13 protein-coding genes are annotated in these 16,036 nt (G+C 54.2%); 8 read left to right on the forward strand and 5 right to left on the reverse strand.

Annotated elements, in window-relative coordinates:
• Positions 1–190: 190 nt before the first annotated feature.
• From L215_RS0104065 to pepE, 5 genes are all read right to left on the reverse strand, one after another.
• Complete coding sequence (locus L215_RS0104065; protein ID WP_238296707.1) at positions 191–1,207, reverse strand: endonuclease/exonuclease/phosphatase family protein; 1,017 nt, start codon at positions 1,205–1,207, stop codon at positions 191–193.
• A gap of 120 nt (positions 1,208–1,327) precedes the next feature.
• Entirely contained in the window at positions 1,328–3,376 is a 2,049-nt protein-coding gene (locus L215_RS0104070) for a M13 family metallopeptidase (protein ID WP_025884363.1), read from the reverse strand.
• Between the two features lie 50 nt (positions 3,377–3,426).
• Positions 3,427–4,332 (reverse strand): sugar phosphate nucleotidyltransferase, encoded by a 906-nt coding sequence (locus L215_RS0104075; protein WP_025884361.1) that lies wholly within the window; start codon positions 4,330–4,332, stop codon positions 3,427–3,429.
• A 68-nt stretch (positions 4,333–4,400) separates the two neighbouring features.
• Positions 4,401–4,880 carry an S-ribosylhomocysteine lyase gene (locus L215_RS0104080; protein WP_025884360.1) on the reverse strand — a complete coding sequence of 160 codons (480 nt, stop codon included), beginning with the start codon at positions 4,878–4,880 and terminating at the stop codon, positions 4,401–4,403.
• A gap of 17 nt (positions 4,881–4,897) precedes the next feature.
• Positions 4,898–5,620, reverse strand: a complete 723-nt coding sequence (gene pepE, locus L215_RS0104085; RefSeq protein WP_025884355.1) for a dipeptidase PepE — start codon at positions 5,618–5,620, stop codon at positions 4,898–4,900.
• A gap of 549 nt (positions 5,621–6,169) precedes the next feature.
• Between pepE and L215_RS0104090 the strand changes: the two genes are divergently transcribed.
• The 8 genes from L215_RS0104090 (at position 6,170) to L215_RS0104125 (ending at position 15,762) form a co-directional block, all read left to right on the forward strand.
• Entirely contained in the window at positions 6,170–6,349 is a 180-nt protein-coding gene (locus L215_RS0104090) for a hypothetical protein (protein WP_007365336.1), read from the forward strand.
• Positions 6,350–6,495: 146 nt separating this feature from the next.
• A complete protein-coding gene (locus L215_RS09290) occupies positions 6,496–6,918 on the forward strand; it encodes a single-stranded DNA-binding protein (protein ID WP_044111738.1) in 423 nt (140 codons plus the stop codon).
• 34 nt (positions 6,919–6,952) lie between these two features.
• Positions 6,953–8,311 carry a hemolysin family protein gene (locus L215_RS0104100; protein ID WP_025884223.1) on the forward strand — a complete coding sequence of 453 codons (1,359 nt, stop codon included), beginning with the start codon at positions 6,953–6,955 and terminating at the stop codon, positions 8,309–8,311.
• Complete coding sequence (locus tag L215_RS0104105) at positions 8,308–8,952, forward strand: 4'-phosphopantetheinyl transferase family protein (protein ID WP_027451383.1); 645 nt, start codon at positions 8,308–8,310, stop codon at positions 8,950–8,952. Before L215_RS0104100 ends, L215_RS0104105 begins: the two co-directional genes overlap by 4 nt.
• A gap of 105 nt (positions 8,953–9,057) precedes the next feature.
• Positions 9,058–10,536 (forward strand): cysteine--tRNA ligase, encoded by a 1,479-nt coding sequence (cysS, locus tag L215_RS0104110; protein ID WP_044111740.1) that lies wholly within the window; start codon positions 9,058–9,060, stop codon positions 10,534–10,536.
• A 26-nt stretch (positions 10,537–10,562) separates the two neighbouring features.
• On the forward strand, positions 10,563–11,528 hold the full coding sequence (locus tag L215_RS0104115) for a glycosyltransferase (protein WP_025884222.1): 966 nt from the start codon (positions 10,563–10,565) through the stop codon (positions 11,526–11,528).
• Positions 11,529–11,556: 28 nt separating this feature from the next.
• Positions 11,557–14,049 carry a YfhO family protein gene (locus tag L215_RS0104120; protein ID WP_025884221.1) on the forward strand — a complete coding sequence of 831 codons (2,493 nt, stop codon included), beginning with the start codon at positions 11,557–11,559 and terminating at the stop codon, positions 14,047–14,049.
• A 24-nt stretch (positions 14,050–14,073) separates the two neighbouring features.
• Entirely contained in the window at positions 14,074–15,762 is a 1,689-nt protein-coding gene (locus L215_RS0104125; protein WP_025884220.1) for a tetratricopeptide repeat protein, read from the forward strand.
• Positions 15,763–16,036 lie beyond the last annotated feature (274 nt).

The raw sequence follows: 16,036 nt of genomic DNA on the forward strand, positions 1-16,036 counted from the left end.
AAATTCCTAGGTAGGAATTCCATTCTTCGGGAGGAAGGTGTAAGCAGAGGGGATCCGTATCCACTCGGCATCGATACTCGAACCGTGTATCTCTAGTTATCGACATGTGCAGCTCCTAGACGGCTGGCTGTAATGCATCAGTCCTCCCTTCTGACCTAAATTGCGTGCATGCTAGAGAGGACGTAGGGCGTCAGTAGAGGAGCGTGCCGACGAGCGGGAGGTGGTCACTGGGGCCACCGAGGTAACTGTCCCCACCGTACGTTCGTCGAGGACGCCCCCACGGTGCTGGCGTCTCGTGCATATACTGCTGAGGGGGCAGCGCTATGCGTACTGTCTCTAGCTCTATGTGCGGATAGCGGCTCTCGGTGAGTAGCGAGCGAGAGACGAAGAGACGATCGATGCGCTCCCAGTAACCTCGATAGTAGTAGCTCCCTGGGGGCATCGTCTTTAGTTGCTCATCGGTGAATGGTGGCGTGAGATCTACCATAGCTAGCGAGTCTGCCTGAGATCGATACGCTGCGTAGGGCAAAGCCCAACTGTCTGTCAAGCCGTCCTCAGGGGTAGCGTTGAAGTCGCCCATGACGAGGATGCTTTGCTCTGGATCAGCCATTAGCAGGCTGTCGGTACGCATGCGGAGCATCTTGATCAGCGTGGCACGCGCCTCCTCTGCCGTAGCGCCTCCTCTGCGTGATGGCAGGTGGCATACGATGAGCGAGAGACGTGCGGCGGAGGGAAGGCGACCCGAGACGACAAGTAGATTGCGTGTCGGGTAGACGCTGTCGGGCGTGATCCGTAGAGGCCACTCCTCGGTCTGCTCTAGGGCAAAGCGGTCTGCATCATAGAGCAGAGCCACGTGAGATCCACGACGGTCGGAGCCTGTAGCACAGATAGTCTTGTAGTTGGCACTGCGCAGGAGCGTGTGATGCGCTAGTTGCTCCAGTGCCTCCACGCTCTCGACCTCTTGTAGGGCTATGAGAGCGGGGATGTCCCATGCAGTCACATGAGAGATCACCTCAGCTAGCTGACGACACTTGAGCTTCATGCGTGGTGCCGTCCACCCTTTGCGAGCCGTGGGGAGGTACTCACGATCATCCCAGCGGGTGCTGGGGATGGTGTCAAAGAGGTTCTCCACATTGTATGATACGAAGGTCAGCCTCTGCTGTGCTACTAAGTGGAGCATACCTCCGAGTAGTAGGAAGAGTATCATTGGCCAGCGCAAGCGTACAAACAGAGAGGTAGTCATTTTCAGATAAAAAGGAAGCGGCGCTCCCATAGAGTCTAGTTAGTCTCTACGAGAGCGCCGCTACAAGTTGATGTAGGGTCTATATTACCAAACCAAGACACGCTCCTCGGGAGCAATGTACATGGGGTCTCCAGGTTGAACGTTGAACGCCTCATAGAAGGCATCAATATTCTTCAGTGCCTGATTGACACGGTTGATACCCAAGCTGTGTGGATCGATCTTGGTCAGACGGACCTCCTCCTCGGGGGTGATGTTTTGTCCCCATACACGAGCGTAACCGATGAAGAATCGCTGTGCAGGCGTGAAGCCGTCGATCTTGTCAACCTTCTTGCCCTCGAGCTGCTTCTGGAGTGCTAGGTAAGAGACTAGGAGACCACCCTGGTCAGCAATATTCTCACCGAGCGTCAGATGACCATCAGCATTGAGGTGGTCATTGACCTTGATCTTGCTATACTGCTGTGCGAGGCGCTCCGTAGAAGTCTTGAAGTTCTTCTTGTCAGCCTCAGTCCACCAGTTGTTCATGTTGCCGGCAGCATCATACTCACTACCCTGATCGTCAAATCCGTGCGTCATCTCATGACCGATGACCACACCGATAGCACCATAGTTGACAGCATCATCAGCATTGATGTTGAAGAACGGAGGCTGTAGGATACCAGCAGGGAAGCAAATCTCATTCGTCGAAGGCATATAGTAAGCGTTGACCTCCTGAGGATTCATGAGCCAGCGAGAGCGATCGACAGGCTGACCCAGCTCAGACATATTGAAGTCATGCTCAAACTGGTGGGCACTGCGAATGTTCTCCACAAAGCTCTTGTCCTCAGAGATGTTGAGCTTAGAGTAGTCCTTCCACTTGTCAGGGTAGCCAATCTTGACCGTGAAGTTAGAGAGCTTCTCGATAGCCTTCTGCTTCGTATCTTCAGACATCCACTCGAGCTGAGAGATGCGATCCTTGAGCGCAGACTGGAGATTGCTAATCATCGTCTTCATACGCTCCTTAGCCTCTGCGGGGAAGTACTTCTTGACGTAGATCTCACCGAGAGCCTCGCCGAGGGTGCCGTTAAGTAGGTTGACCGCACGACGCCAGCGTGGGTGCATCTCCTTGGTACCAGAGAGTGTGGTGGAGTAGAAGTCGAAGCTAGCCTGTACAAAGTCGTCCGAGAGATAGCCTGCGTAGCTATCAATAGTCTGTGCTAGAAGATAATCCTTGAGTGCCTGTAGGTCTGCCGTGGGGAACCACTTGCTAAATTTCTTGAAGAAGTCTAGCTGACCGCCATTCCAAGACTCTAGACTCTGAAGCTTGCGGCCCTCGATGTAGCGAGCCCAGTCGAAACCAGGGTTATCGGCGACAAACTTCTTGACCTGAACCTTGTTGAAGTTACGAGTCACATCACGTAGCTCCGTCTGCGAGTAGCACATGTCAGCGAGTACGTTGCTGACGGCGATATTGTTTTTCGCAATGCGCTGCGCCTCCTCGGCAGAGTAGCCAGCTAGCTGAGCAATACGCTCGATGTACTGGTTGTAAGCCTTGATGATCTCGCCATTCTTTGGGTCTGTGTAGTACTCTTTGTTGCCCAGAGCCAGACTGGTCTGATTGAGGTTGAAGATATTCATGTCGCTATTCTCAGCATCCGCCATGACGTAGGTGCCAAAGAAGGTATCATCACCCTTGTTGTCCTGCTGAGCGGCGAAGTCTACGAGCGCCTCCTTAGAGTCAATTGCCTCGATAGACTTTAGCTCGTCAAGGATCGGCTGAGCGCCCAGCTCGTTGCGCTTGACACTGTCGATAGCCTGCTTATATAGTACAGAGACACGATACTCATTGGTACCTGCCTCGTAGCTACCCTTAGCTAGCTCATCGACGATGCCATGAACCTGCTCTAGTGAGCGATCACTAAGGACATCAAAAGTTCCGAAGCGACTATAAGCTGGCTTGAGCGGATTAGCCTTGATCCAGCCACCATTGGCATAGTGGTAGAAGTCATCCTGTGGACGCACGAGCGTGTCCAGATCAGCTAGGTTGATAGCTGGGACGATCTCTTCGTTGGTCTGCGCACCCTGCTTCTTATTGCAAGCAGAGAACGAGATAGATACTGCGCATAGAGCAGCAACTAGTAGTTTGCGATTGTTCATATTTGATTGTTCGATTTCAAAATGATTCATAGGTTGAGAGAGAGTCTACTTTAGAGGAGTGGAGAGGGATACTCTCCCGCCTCAGTCAGCTTGGCTAGATGCTCTATGACCATCTCACGGTCAGAGGCATAAGTCGCGCCAAACCAGCGGGCATCGGTACTTAAGACCTGCACCTGAGCCAGTCCCTGACGGATCAGCGTGTCAACGACTGTCGGAATAAAAAACTCAGACGTAGGCTCGTTGCCATGCTCCTTGAGGAAGTCTGCAAAGAGTCTCTCAGAGTACTCTAAGTAGTCAGGCGTAAAGCCCCAAAGATTCATCGATACAAGCGTGCCACGTGCTATGGAGAGCTTCTTGCCGTCATGCATGCTGACTATCTCGTGGCTCTCATTCTCGTGGATGTTCTTGTGCTCGGTGATGTGCATGAGGTAGCCCTCGGGCGATGCCTTGCATACGCCACGGCTCACGCTCCCCTCAGCGGTGAGCGTGCTCTCTATATCGTAAGCGACCATACAGTAGGCGCCTCGGCTGTCTGAGGGTAGCTGAGAGAGGTAGTCACTCATCGTCTGAAAGGCCTCACGACCGTAAAAGTCGTCTGCATTGATCACTGCAAAGGGGCCGTCAATCTCAGGTGCCGCCATCATCAGCGCATGGTTAGTACCCCACGGCTTGGTGCGCTCGGCAGGAGCCGTAAAGCCCGCGGGCAGTGAGTCTATCTCTTGGTAGACGACAGCCGTGTCGATAGCTTTCTGATACTTCTGTAGCACCTGCTCTTTGAATTGCTCCGCAAAGGCGTGGCGAATGACAAAGATCACCTTGCCAAAGCCTGCTCGGATCGCATCAAAGACGGAGTAATCCATAATACTTTCTCCCGCAGGTCCCAGCTTGTCTAGCTGCTTAAGTCCGCCATAGCGACTGCCCATACCAGCAGCCATGATGACTAGTGTAGGTTTCATTCGATCGTTCGTTGTTAAATGTGTGTAGAGAGGGACCACTCTATGAGAAGAGCGTGCCCCCGCTTCTGCTATTGAGGATAGTGCGTGTTCGTATCGTCCAGATGCTCTAGCACCTCCTCTAGGTAGCGTCTAGATTCCTCACGCGCCAGCTCTAGGTTGTGTAGCTTGTAGTTGCCACAGTCACGAGGAGCCACGCCAGGCACAGCGCCCTCGTAGTGTGCCACAAAGTCAAAGGCACGACGGAGCAGGTCTGCTATATCTAGCGGATTGAGGTCTCCTACTATAATAAGGTAGTTGCCCGTCAAGCAGCCCATCGGTCCCCAGTAGATAATACGACTCCCCCACTCGGGATCATTGCGCAGATAGGTCGCCACGAGATGCTCTATCGTATGCAGAGCACTCAGGTCAAGCACAGGCTCACGATTCGGTGCCTTCATACGTATGTCAAAGGTGGTCACCACCTGATCACCCACGAGGTCACGACGAGAGACATAGACACCACGCTTGAGGCGCTCGTGATCTATGGTAAAGCTTGGGATATCCTTCATACCTTAGGTTACGTAAGTTACTTTTTCTCGCTGTATGCGAGGACTCCAGGCTCTATCTCTAGTGGATTGTCGTAGAAGGTCGGATAGTTAAAGAGCCTAGCCGTACGCTCCCCCCACAGCGTGATCTTGTCACCCGTGATATGGAGCATGCTACCCTCTCGCAGACCGAGTACGTCGCAGTTAGGATTGTACTTGACAAACTCACGGATACGCTGCTCACGCGTCTCGCCACCATGACCCTCAGGATGCGCATCGAGGTAGTGTGGATTGATCTGGAAGGAGATAAGCCCCAGTGCCTGCGTCGTATCAGGATTGCAGATAGGCATATCGTTTGTCGTCATGATCGTCGGGCAGGCGAGGTTCGACCCAGCGCTCCAGCCTACATAGGGGATGCCATCCTCGAGGACGCGCTCACGGATCAGCTTCATAGCGCCCATATCTTGTAGCTGCTTGAGGAGTGCCCATGTATTGCCACCGCCCACCATAATAGCCTGAGCAGAGGCAATGGCCTGTAGCGGTTTATCGTAAGTGTGCAGACCCGTGACATTGACACCAACGCCACCCAGCGCATTATTGACCTTAGCTACATACTCATCCCAGCTATAGGTGATAGCAGCATAAGGGACGAAGAGTACATCCTGAGCCACTGGACCTAGGAAGCGACCAATCTCCTCAGCAGCATAGCCTAGATAAGGCTGGCCCTGAGATGCCGAGTTGGATATAAGTAAGAGTTTCTTCATGTCTATACTAGAATGATTGAGATAATCCAGTCGCAAAGGTACAAAATAGAAATACACGGCTCCACGCTTTTCACACGAACACGCTAAAAAATCCTTCATTTTCCACGATCTCCAGCACTCATTGTGTCAGGCTCTCGGGACGTCCACCGACCTATATGAGACTGTTGCATAAAGGCGAATCGCTGTGTTGCTTTAGGGATTCGGCTTCGGTCACATACGGAGGTATGCTCCCTTCAGACCTCACCCTCAGCGCCTTGCGCTTCATCCTTTCTGCAAAGTCTAGACAATCTTGCAAGCAAGATTGTGAGACTGTTGACTTTTGCAACAGTCTCTATATGGCAACCCTCTTCGAGAGGAATTGCATTAGCGGGTGGAATGAACGATTCCGCAGATCGGATAGCCCGATTTGCAGAATTAAGCGAAAGTCTCGACGTGCGCTATCTCTTGATTTTGTATTACCTTTGTGGCACGAGGGTGCGTTGTCCCTATGAGTGGATACATGCCCACCCTCCTTTGTCAAGTATCACCTTAGATAGTAATCATAAGTATATGAAAGGTTTCAACCCTATAGGTAGTCTGGTAGTCCTCGTCGGGGCGCTCATACTCATCGTCCCCGCTCTGATGGACAAGGGGGGGAATATGTTCAATCTGATCGGTTGTATCGTGATGATTGCTGGATTCCTCCTACACATCTTCCTCAATAAGCGCATCACAACTATCAAAGAGTAATCCTACCCAAGTGCCCTCTGGAGCACTGGCTCTGGCCTTGTATCCAGCCCCTTGGCTATCTGTCGAGGGCTTGCCTTGCCCATACGTAAGACAAGTCCCTTTCGTTCGTATATAAGGTCACCCCTAGTAACTTACTCACCAGCTCTATGTACTACAACAAGGCGATCCTGATAGGCTTCGTAGGTGCAGACCCCAGCGTACACTATTCGCGTCGGGGCACCTGTCAGGCGTCGCTACGCTTAGCGACCTCTGTGCCAGGCTATACGAAGCGTGATGGTACGCAGATACCAGATCGTACGGAGTGGCACACGGTGGTGATCTTCGGTACGCTGGCACAGTTTGTCGAGCGCTGGGTGCGCAAGGGGTCGCACCTCCTCGTGGAAGGCGAGATACGCTACAACAGCTATACAGATCGACAGGGGAAAGCGCAGGCACGTACGGAGATATGGGCGGACAAGGTCACCTTTGTGGATCGTCCTAAGCAGAGCCGTGGCCAGGAGAGCAGCTCGCCTCGTCCTGCTACCGAGCAATCAGTATCGCCGTCTGACCTTAGTGACGCAACCAGCTAGGGTGGCAACAGCATAAGTCACAACCGTAGTAACAATGGGTGATGCCTTCTTATTAAGCCTTTTCGGAGGAATCGTGTACAGCAATCCTATCGTTTGGATAGACGCTATACCGCTTCTGATCATCCTCTTCCTACTGCTTTGCTCCGCCTTCATGTCGAGCAATGAGGTGGCCTTCTTCTCTCTTACTCCGAAAGAGGTGCAGCAGATCAAAGAGCAGGAGCACCCCAACGACCCACGACTACTCCAACTCCTATCGCACTCGGAGCAACTACTGGCGACCATCCTGATCGGCAATAATGCGGTCAACGTGGGGATCACGATCCTCTGTGCGTGGTTTGTGGGGGAGCATTGGGACTTCTCGGCAAATCTTGTTGCAGGCTTTATCATCCAGACGATCCTCATCACCTTTCTACTCTTACTCTTTGGCGAGATTATCCCAAAGATCTATGCTCAGCGACACCCGCTCTCCTTCATACGGATGACGGCTCCAGCCGTGTCCGGTCTCTACAAGGGAATCGCTTGGTGCTCCAAGGGCTTGATCAAAACCTCTAAGCTCCTCGGCTCTAAGGCTAAACGGGGGCCTGAACTCTCTGTAGACGATCTCTCGGAGGCTGTGGCGCTGACGGCAAACGGAGACAATAAGGAGACGGAGATGATCCATGAGATTGTCAAGTTTTACCACAAGACGGCCGATGAGATCATGGTGCCACGCGTCGATATGGTCGGTATCAACTACCACTGGGCTTATCATCAGACGCTGAGCTTCGCGGTCGACACGGGTTACTCTCGACTGCCGGTCTACGATGGGTCGCAGGATACGATCCGAGGAGTGCTCTATGTGAAGGATCTACTCCCTCACATGCACGAGGAGGACACCTTCCCCTGGCAAAAGATCATCCGACAAGCTTACTTCGTACCTGAGAATAAGAAGATCGACACCCTACTGGAAGAGCTACAGCAGGAGCGTATCCATATGGCGATCGTGATTGATGAGTTCGGCGGGACCTCGGGACTGATCACGCTGGAGGACATCCTCGAGGAGATCGTCGGAGAGATCGTCGATGAGTACGATGACGAGGATCCACCCTATGTACGACTCGCCGAGGGAGTTTATCTGATCGATGGTGGTATGTCGCTAATCGATCTCTGCAAGCTACTAGATGTAGAGCCAGAGTACTTTGCTCCACACTACGAGGAGGTTGATACGGTCGGAGGTTTATTCCTAGAGGTACTACAGGAGATCCCTCAGGTGGGTCAGCAGGTAACTATCTCGGACATCGACTTCATCGTGACGCGCATGGAGCGCCACCGTATCATGCAGCTCAAGATGCGCCTGCATCCTAAGGAGCAGACTGACACACAGACCGATAGTCAGACAGAGTCTCAGTCGTGAACTACTCACAGCTACCCCTCCCGCTGGGGGACACACTCTACATTGCTGAGCTACCACCCAGCATCGCGCCTAGCCTATCTACCTACCGCTCACTAACGCAGCAGCTACTTGACGAGATCGCTCCTAGGGAGTCGGTCTGGCGACTGACGCACCTCCCCTCTGGCGCCCCCCGCCTTGTCTCGCCTGACCACGACTACCGTATCTCCATATCCCACAGCGGGAGCTACGTGGCTCTCGTCCTCAGTGAGGGGCCACACGGTGTAGGCGTCGATATTCAGGTGGCTAGTGATAAGTTGCCACAAGTCGCTCCGAGATTCATGTCTCCGACCGAGCTGGCTTACTATCGTCATCTTACGACAAGCGAAGCGGACGAATGGCTCTACACCGTGTGGGGGCTCAAGGAAGCAGCCTACAAAGCTTACCCGCTACAGGTCAAGCGCCACCTAGCGACCAACTATATCGTCTCTCTGCCCGAAGCTTCTCGCTCTTGTGGCGTGGAGAGCGAATCCTTCGCCCGCTACACCGTCTATGCCGACGAGGGGGACGACCACCCTACCCTTCTCACGGGCCACCTCCTTCGTAGCATCACGACTGCACCCTACCACCTCACCTACGTTCAGACTGTGGGCAACAGCTTTTGAAAGTTAAGCCCTACGTCCGAGACACGGTATCTCTAAAATCCTTATCTTTGCGAAAGCTTTGGTGTATGTACACCGTGCTATGACCTTTGGACTATAAAAAGACCTATGAGCCAACTATACATCTACAACACGCTGGAGAGGGCTAAAGTGCCCTTTGAGCCAATTGCCCCGCCACATGTGGGGCTCTACGTTTGCGGACCGACCGTTTACGGGGATCCGCATCTAGGGCACGCTCGCTCGGCGATTACGTTTGACATACTCTTCCGCTACCTCAAGCACCTCGGCTACAAGGTGCGCTACGTACGCAATGTGACCGACGTGGGGCACCTAGAGCATGATGCAGATGATGGCGAGGACAAGATAGCTAAGAAGGCTAAGCTCGAGCAGCTTGAGCCGATGGAGGTGGCTTACTACTACCTCACCCGCTACCACGATAGTCTGCGCCTGCTCAATGTGCTGCCGCCTTCTATCGAGCCACTTGCCTCGGGGCATATCATCGAGCAGATCCAGTTGGTACAGCAGATCCTCGATGCGGGCTACGCCTATGTGAGCCACGGGAGCGTCTACTTTGACGTACTCAAGTACCATGCTGACCACCCTTACGGCATCCTGAGCGGACGCAATGTGGAGGACATGATATCCAACACACGCGATCTGGACGGGCAGGACGAGAAGCACAACCCGCTGGACTTCGCTCTTTGGAAGAAGGCGCAGCCTAGCCACATCATGCGGTGGCCTTCGCCTTGGAGTGAGGGTTTCCCCGGGTGGCACTGCGAGTGTACCGCTATGGGACGTAAGTACCTAGGCGCTCACTTCGACATCCATGGCGGTGGACTGGACTTGACCTTCCCGCATCACGAGTGCGAGATCGCACAGGCGGTCGCTTCGCAAGGAGAGCCGATGGTCAAGTACTGGATGCACAACAATATGATCACGGTGGATGGCAAGAAGATGGCGAAGAGTGCGGGCAACTTCATCACCCTGGAGGAGTTCTTCACGGGCAATCACCCAGCACTCGAGCAAGCTTACGCGCCGATGACCATTCGCTTCTTTGTCCTGAGTGCGCACTACCGTGGCACAGTGGACTTTAGCAATAGCGCTCTGCAAGCTGCCGAGAAGGGGTACCAACGCCTCATGGACGCTGACGCTAAGCTTCAGTCGCTCAAGCCTTCGGCTACCTCAACGATTGAGAAGATTGATCTGGCGGAGCGTTGCAAGGAGGCGATGGATGACGATATCAACACGCCGATGGTGATTGCTGCGCTCTTTGATGCGGCTCGTCTCATTAACTCGATCCACGACGGACATGAGCAGATCGCGAGCGAGCAGCTGGAGGAGCTACGCAAGGCCTACGACCTCTACCTACACGACATACTCGGTATGCAGTCGGCTACGGAGGCTTCCGACCTGAGTGGTAGCCAGCAAGAGGCTTTCGCAGGAGCGGTGGATCTACTTCTAGACATTCGCTCCAAGGCTAAGGCTAGCAAGGACTGGGAGACGAGTGACCTGATACGAGACAAACTGACCGCTCTGGGATTTGAGATACAAGATACCAAGGGCGGTGCCGAGTGGAAGGTACTGTAAGACGCTTTGACCTAGACTAGCCCCTAATGCTTTCGCTCATTATTCCTGTCTACAACCGTCCTGACGAGGTCGAGGAGCTACTACACTCGCTCGCTCAGCAGCAGACGCCCCCGTCCTACGAAGTCGTTATCGTGGAGGATGGGAGCTCGGTGCCTTGCGCCGCAGTTGTAGATCGCTATCGTGACCAGATGAGCATACACTATGAGGTGGTGCCCAACGGGGGTCCATCCAAGGCGCGCAACATAGGGGTGCGCCACGCCACGGGCGACTGGGTCATCATCCTCGACTCGGACGTGGTACTCCCGCCTGACTACCTATACAATGTATCTCAGGCGATCGCTGCGGACGAGTGCGATGCATGGGGCGGACCCGATGCGGCTCCGTCGCTACAGGATGGATCCTTCGGCATGTGGCAGCGGGCGATCAACTATGCGATGACCTCGCCTCTCACGACGGGCGGCATACGAGGCGGGAGCAAGCGACTGACGAAGCGGTTCTACCCTCGCACCTTCAATCTGGGCTGTCGCAAGTCTCTCTTTGAATCTCTGGGAGGCTTCGACGAGACGATGCGCTATGGCGAGGATATCGACTTTAGCATGCGTCTCTACGAGGCGGGCAGCCGGGTCGCTCTCCTTCCCGAGGCGGTGCTCTATCACAAGCGCCGCGTGGACTTGCGAAAGTTTTACCGACAGGTGTGGCACTCAGGCACGGCTCGTGTGGAGCTCTCACGAAGACACCCAGGGTCGATGCGCTTGACCTACTTACTCCCCACGCTCTTTGTCGTGACGACGCTACTGGTCACACTGCTGGCTCTGTGGTGCCCGTGGTTCTGGCTCTACCATGTACTCTTTATTGTGACTATCTTTGCAGACGCATTCTGTCGCACGCACTCGATGGCGGTCGCTTGGCGAGCTGTCGTAGCCTCTTTTGTCCAGCTATCGGGCTATGGCATCGGCTACCTCAGCCAGCGCTTCAAGCGGTGCAAAGCTTAATCCTCAAACTCTATCTCTGAGTTATCTTATGAAACAGATTCCTTGGCAGCGCATACTGCTCATCTTTGGTTTCTTCCTGATTGTAGCGCTTGGTTACTTTACGCCAGCGCACTTTGAGGGGCGGACGCTCTTTCAGGCGGACGTGGCGGGCGTCTCGGGCAATGGCTCCGACGTGCAGGCTAGTGACGAAACCTCCTACTGGACGAACTCGCTCTTTGGCGGGATGCCGATGTATCAGATCAGTCCCTCCTACCCCTCGACCAAGCCGTTGCAATACTTGCAAGATGTGCTGACGCTCCGCAAGCCGCTGAGCATATTGGGCAGCTATCCGTGGCTAATCTTTGCGCTACTTGTGGGCTTCTACATCTTCATGCGCTCGCTCAAGGTCGATCCCCTGCCCTCCGTACTAGGAGCAGTGATGTGGGCCTTGTCAAGCTACTTCATCATCCTCATTCATGCGGGGCACATTTGGAAGCTGACCGCACTCTGCTTCGTGCCCCCCACGATCGCTGGACTCGTCTGGTGCTACCGTGGCGAGCGCCTCTGGGGAGGCGCGCTCTTTGCCTTCTTTATGGCGCTGCAGCTCTTGGCAAACCACGTGCAGATGACCTACTACTTCGCGCTCCTCATGGGCGTCCTGGTCATCACCTTCTTGGTGCAGGCGATTAGAGAGCGGCAGGTTGTAGACTTCCTCAAGTCCACGGGCGTGCTCATCCTCGCAGGTCTCCTCGCCATCGCAGTCAATGGGACAAACCTCTACCACACTTACCAATACGCTCAGGAAACGATGCGAGGTGGCAGTGAGCTAACGATCGCTCCGCCACATGCTCCCGAACAAGCGGAAGCTGAGGTCAATAGTAAGGGACTCTCCAAAGAGTACATCACCCAGTGGAGCTACGGCATCGGTGAGACCTGGACGCTCCTCGTACCCAATACAAAGGGCGGTGCGACCGAACCTCTAGCTAAGGGACACGCCAAGCAACTCGCCAAGGCTCCCTACGAGTACCAGCAGATGCTGGGACAGATGAATGCGTACTGGGGTGACCAACCCTTTACCTCGGGTCCCGTCTATGTGGGCGCCTTCGTCTGTATCCTCTTCATCATCGGATGTGTCGTCGTCAAGGGACCGATCAAGTGGGGACTGCTCATCGCTACGATCCTCTCGATACTGCTCGCGTGGGGCAAAAACTTCATGCCGTTGACGGATCTCTTCATCAACTGGATGCCGATGTACGACAAGTTCCGGGCGGTCTCCTCGATCCTTGTCATCGCAGAGCTTACGATCCCGACACTAGCCGTACTGGCTCTCGTGCAGCTCATCAAGGAGCCTCAGCTCCTACGTAGCAAGAGCGTCTGGATAGCAGGCGGAGTACCAGTTCTACTCTTACTTCTCTTCGCTCTCCTGCCAGATCTCTTCTTTGGCTTCCTATCCCAGCAGGAGAAGAGCATGTTTGCCGAGCTAGCCCCACAAGATCCTCGCTACTTAACGCTACAGAATCAGCTAGAGACGATGCGTATGGGTATCTTCCGAGCAGACATATGGCGCAGCTTGCTCTTCATCGTCTTAAGTATCGTGCCCCTATGGCTCTTTGCCAAAGGCCATCTCAAAGCTCAGTGGCTCTGCTGCATCCTCGTCGGGCTGACGCTCATAGACCTATGGCAGGTGGACAAGCGTTACCTAGCCGATGACGACTTCATCGCCCCACAACTGGTACAGCAGCAAGCAGCTCCTATGACGGAGGCTGACCGTACGATCCTTCAGGACAAAAGCCTCGGCTATCGTGTCTTCAACCAGACGGTCAATAGCTTCAACGATGCCACCACCTCTCGCTGGCACCACAGCGTGGGCGGTTATCACGCGGCCAAGCTACAACGCTATCAAGACCTGATCACTTACCAGCTCTCTACGGGCAATAAGCAGGTCTACGATATGCTCAATACGAAGTACTTCATCGTCCCCAACCCAGAGACCCGCACTCCTATGGCGGTGACCAATCCAGATGCCTTCGGAGCAGCTTGGTTTGTCGACAGCCTTCGCTGGGTCGCTAATGCCAATGAAGAGATGGAGGCTCTCACCACGGCAGACCTGCGTCATGTCGGTGTCGTCGATCTCCGCTTTGGCGAAGAGCTACCGCAGCCTCTTATGCTACCCGACAGCACCGCTCAGCGTAGCATCACCGTCACCAAGTACACCCCACGACAGGTGGTCTACAACGTATCGGCAGAGGCTCCTGGCATAGCCATCCTCTCAGATATCTACTACCCGCACGGCTGGCACGCCACCATCGATGGCAAGGAGATACCGATCGCACGGGCTAACTACGTGCTACGAGCCGTCTCACTGCCTGCAGGCAACTACCAGCTCGCGCTCACCTTTGAGCCACGCTCCATAACCGTGACCGAGAGCATTGCTTTTACGGCACTAGCCCTGATCCTTCTAGCGCTCATCGGCTCCATCGTATGGCGCATCAGATCTTTGGGAAAAGGCAAGAAAGCCCCCACAAACTCACAAACGAATTAATTACCTTTATATATAGATCAAACTATGACTTATAGAAACTTACTAAAGATCACCACCGCCTTACTGCTTGCGGTCTTGGTCTCTTCGTGTGCTTGCAGACTCAAGCCTCTCAATGGCTCTGCAGCTCAGGTAGATCCCAACCCCTTGACACTCGTGGGGACGCAGATCCCTGGACAGGTTCGTCTGACGATCCCTGCTAAGTGGTGCCACAAGCGTGCTATCGTCAATATTACCCCCGAGCTACGCTACAACGGCACCAGCGTGACGGGGCAGACTGTCTCCATACAGGGAGAGAATGTACGAGACAACTACCAGTCCATCTCTTACGAGCGTGGTGGTAGCGTCATCGTACCCTTTGCCTTTGAGTACAAGCCTGGTATGGAGCAGAGTGACCTCTACCTCACCTTTACCGCTACAGTCAAGGGCAAGAAGGTCAACCTCCCCGCTGTCAAAGTAGCTCGTGGTACCATCATGACTGCAGGCCTAGCTAGCATTAGCGATATCACGCCAGCGCTGGCTCGTGACGCATTCCAGAGAGTCATCAAGGAGCAGTACACGGCCGACCTCAAGTTCCTCATCAACCGTGCTGAGGTTCGTGCGGCTGAGCTCAATAAGCGTGAGGTCAAGGAGTGGAAAGATGTCGTCGACAACGCTTATCAGGTACCCAACCAAGAGGTAGACATTGAGATCCAAGCCTACGCCTCTCCCGATGGTGCTCAGGACTTCAATGAGCGTCTCTCGGCACAGCGTGAGCAAAACACCTCTCGTGTTGTAGCGCGCCAGCTGGGCAAGAAGAAGATCGAGGTCAACGCACACTACACCGCTGAGGACTGGGACGGATTCCAGAAGCTTCTTGAGGCTAGCAACATACAGGATAAGGAGCTAGTCCTGCGCGTCCTCTCTATGTATCCCGATCCAGAGGATCGTGAGCGTGAGATACGCAACCTCTCACACGTCTTCACACAGCTAGCCGACGAGATCCTTCCCGAGCTACGTCGCTCACGTCTCAATGCCAATGTACGCATCATCGGCAAGAGCGATGACGAGCTCAAGATGTTTATGGCACAGCGCCCAGGTCGCCTCACCATCGAGGAGATCCTCTACACCGCTACGCTCTATGACAATGCTAAGGATCAGATGAATGCTTACCAGCAGGCTGTACAGCTCTATCCAAAGGACTACCGTGCTTACAACAATATCGGTACACTTTACCTAGCTCAGGGCAACTACGAGCAGGCTGCTAACTACTTTGCAAAGGCTCAGAAGATCCAGCCCAACGCTGCTTCTAATATGAACGAAGCGCTCCTCGCTCTCGACCGTGGCGACCTAGCAGAGGCTCAGCGCCTCATGGGTAGTGCCGTAGAGGCGCCCGAGGCTGGTCAGGGCATCGGATTCCTACAGATGCACGAGGGTAAGTATGCAGACGCTATCCGCTCCTTTGGCAATACGCCATCGAACGCGCTAGCCATCGCTCAGATCATGCAGGGTCAGTACGCAGATGCTACACGCACTCTCGCTGCTGTCGCACAGCCCAATGGCGAGACCGCATACCTCAAGGCTGTCGTCGCAGCTCGTACCAACGATCTGCAGGCGCTCGTCAGCAACCTCCGCTCAGCTATCGCTCAGGATCGCAGCTACGCACTGCGTGCTCAGCGAGACCTCGAGTTCGCTGCCTTCAGCCAGACACCCGAGTTCGTCGCTCTAGTAAAGTAACACAACGGCAGTGACGTAGCAGAGCGTCACCCCCAACTCAAGAGAGGAGCTATCCGCCTAGGCGGATGGCTCCTCTCTCGTTGAGACTGTTGACTTTTGCAACAGTCTCTCGTTATCTGCGACGACATCAACGTCATCGGACACTACCATCAGCAGTTCTTTCCTCCCCCTTCGAGGAAATCAGACATTTCCTCGGTAACAACTCAAAAATATCCACCTAGCCCTTTGGCAATTCCTCGGGATAAACTGCAACACGCTCATTTTTATGCGTCAG

Source organism: Porphyromonas uenonis DSM 23387 = JCM 13868, assembly GCF_000482365.1.
GTDB classification, from domain to species: domain Bacteria; phylum Bacteroidota; class Bacteroidia; order Bacteroidales; family Porphyromonadaceae; genus Porphyromonas; species Porphyromonas uenonis.

What these genes read in the sequence shown, in the direction of transcription:
- L215_RS0104065 (WP_238296707.1), bottom strand. Translation starts at nt 1,207, where the DNA reads ATGATACTCTTCCTACTACTCGGAGGTATGCTCCACTTAGTAGCACAG.
- L215_RS0104070 (WP_025884363.1), bottom strand. Translation starts at nt 3,376, where the DNA reads ATGAACAATCGCAAACTACTAGTTGCTGCTCTATGCGCAGTATCTATC.
- L215_RS0104075 (WP_025884361.1), bottom strand. Translation starts at nt 4,332, where the DNA reads ATGAAACCTACACTAGTCATCATGGCTGCTGGTATGGGCAGTCGCTAT.
- L215_RS0104080 (WP_025884360.1), bottom strand. Translation starts at nt 4,880, where the DNA reads ATGAAGGATATCCCAAGCTTTACCATAGATCACGAGCGCCTCAAGCGT.
- pepE (WP_025884355.1), bottom strand. Translation starts at nt 5,620, where the DNA reads ATGAAGAAACTCTTACTTATATCCAACTCGGCATCTCAGGGCCAGCCT.
- L215_RS0104090 (WP_007365336.1), top strand. Translation starts at nt 6,170, where the DNA reads ATGAAAGGTTTCAACCCTATAGGTAGTCTGGTAGTCCTCGTCGGGGCG.
- L215_RS09290 (WP_044111738.1), top strand. Translation starts at nt 6,496, where the DNA reads ATGTACTACAACAAGGCGATCCTGATAGGCTTCGTAGGTGCAGACCCC.
- L215_RS0104100 (WP_025884223.1), top strand. Translation starts at nt 6,953, where the DNA reads ATGGGTGATGCCTTCTTATTAAGCCTTTTCGGAGGAATCGTGTACAGC.
- cysS (WP_044111740.1), top strand. Translation starts at nt 9,058, where the DNA reads ATGAGCCAACTATACATCTACAACACGCTGGAGAGGGCTAAAGTGCCC.
- L215_RS0104115 (WP_025884222.1), top strand. Translation starts at nt 10,563, where the DNA reads ATGCTTTCGCTCATTATTCCTGTCTACAACCGTCCTGACGAGGTCGAG.
- L215_RS0104120 (WP_025884221.1), top strand. Translation starts at nt 11,557, where the DNA reads ATGAAACAGATTCCTTGGCAGCGCATACTGCTCATCTTTGGTTTCTTC.
- L215_RS0104125 (WP_025884220.1), top strand. Translation starts at nt 14,074, where the DNA reads ATGACTTATAGAAACTTACTAAAGATCACCACCGCCTTACTGCTTGCG.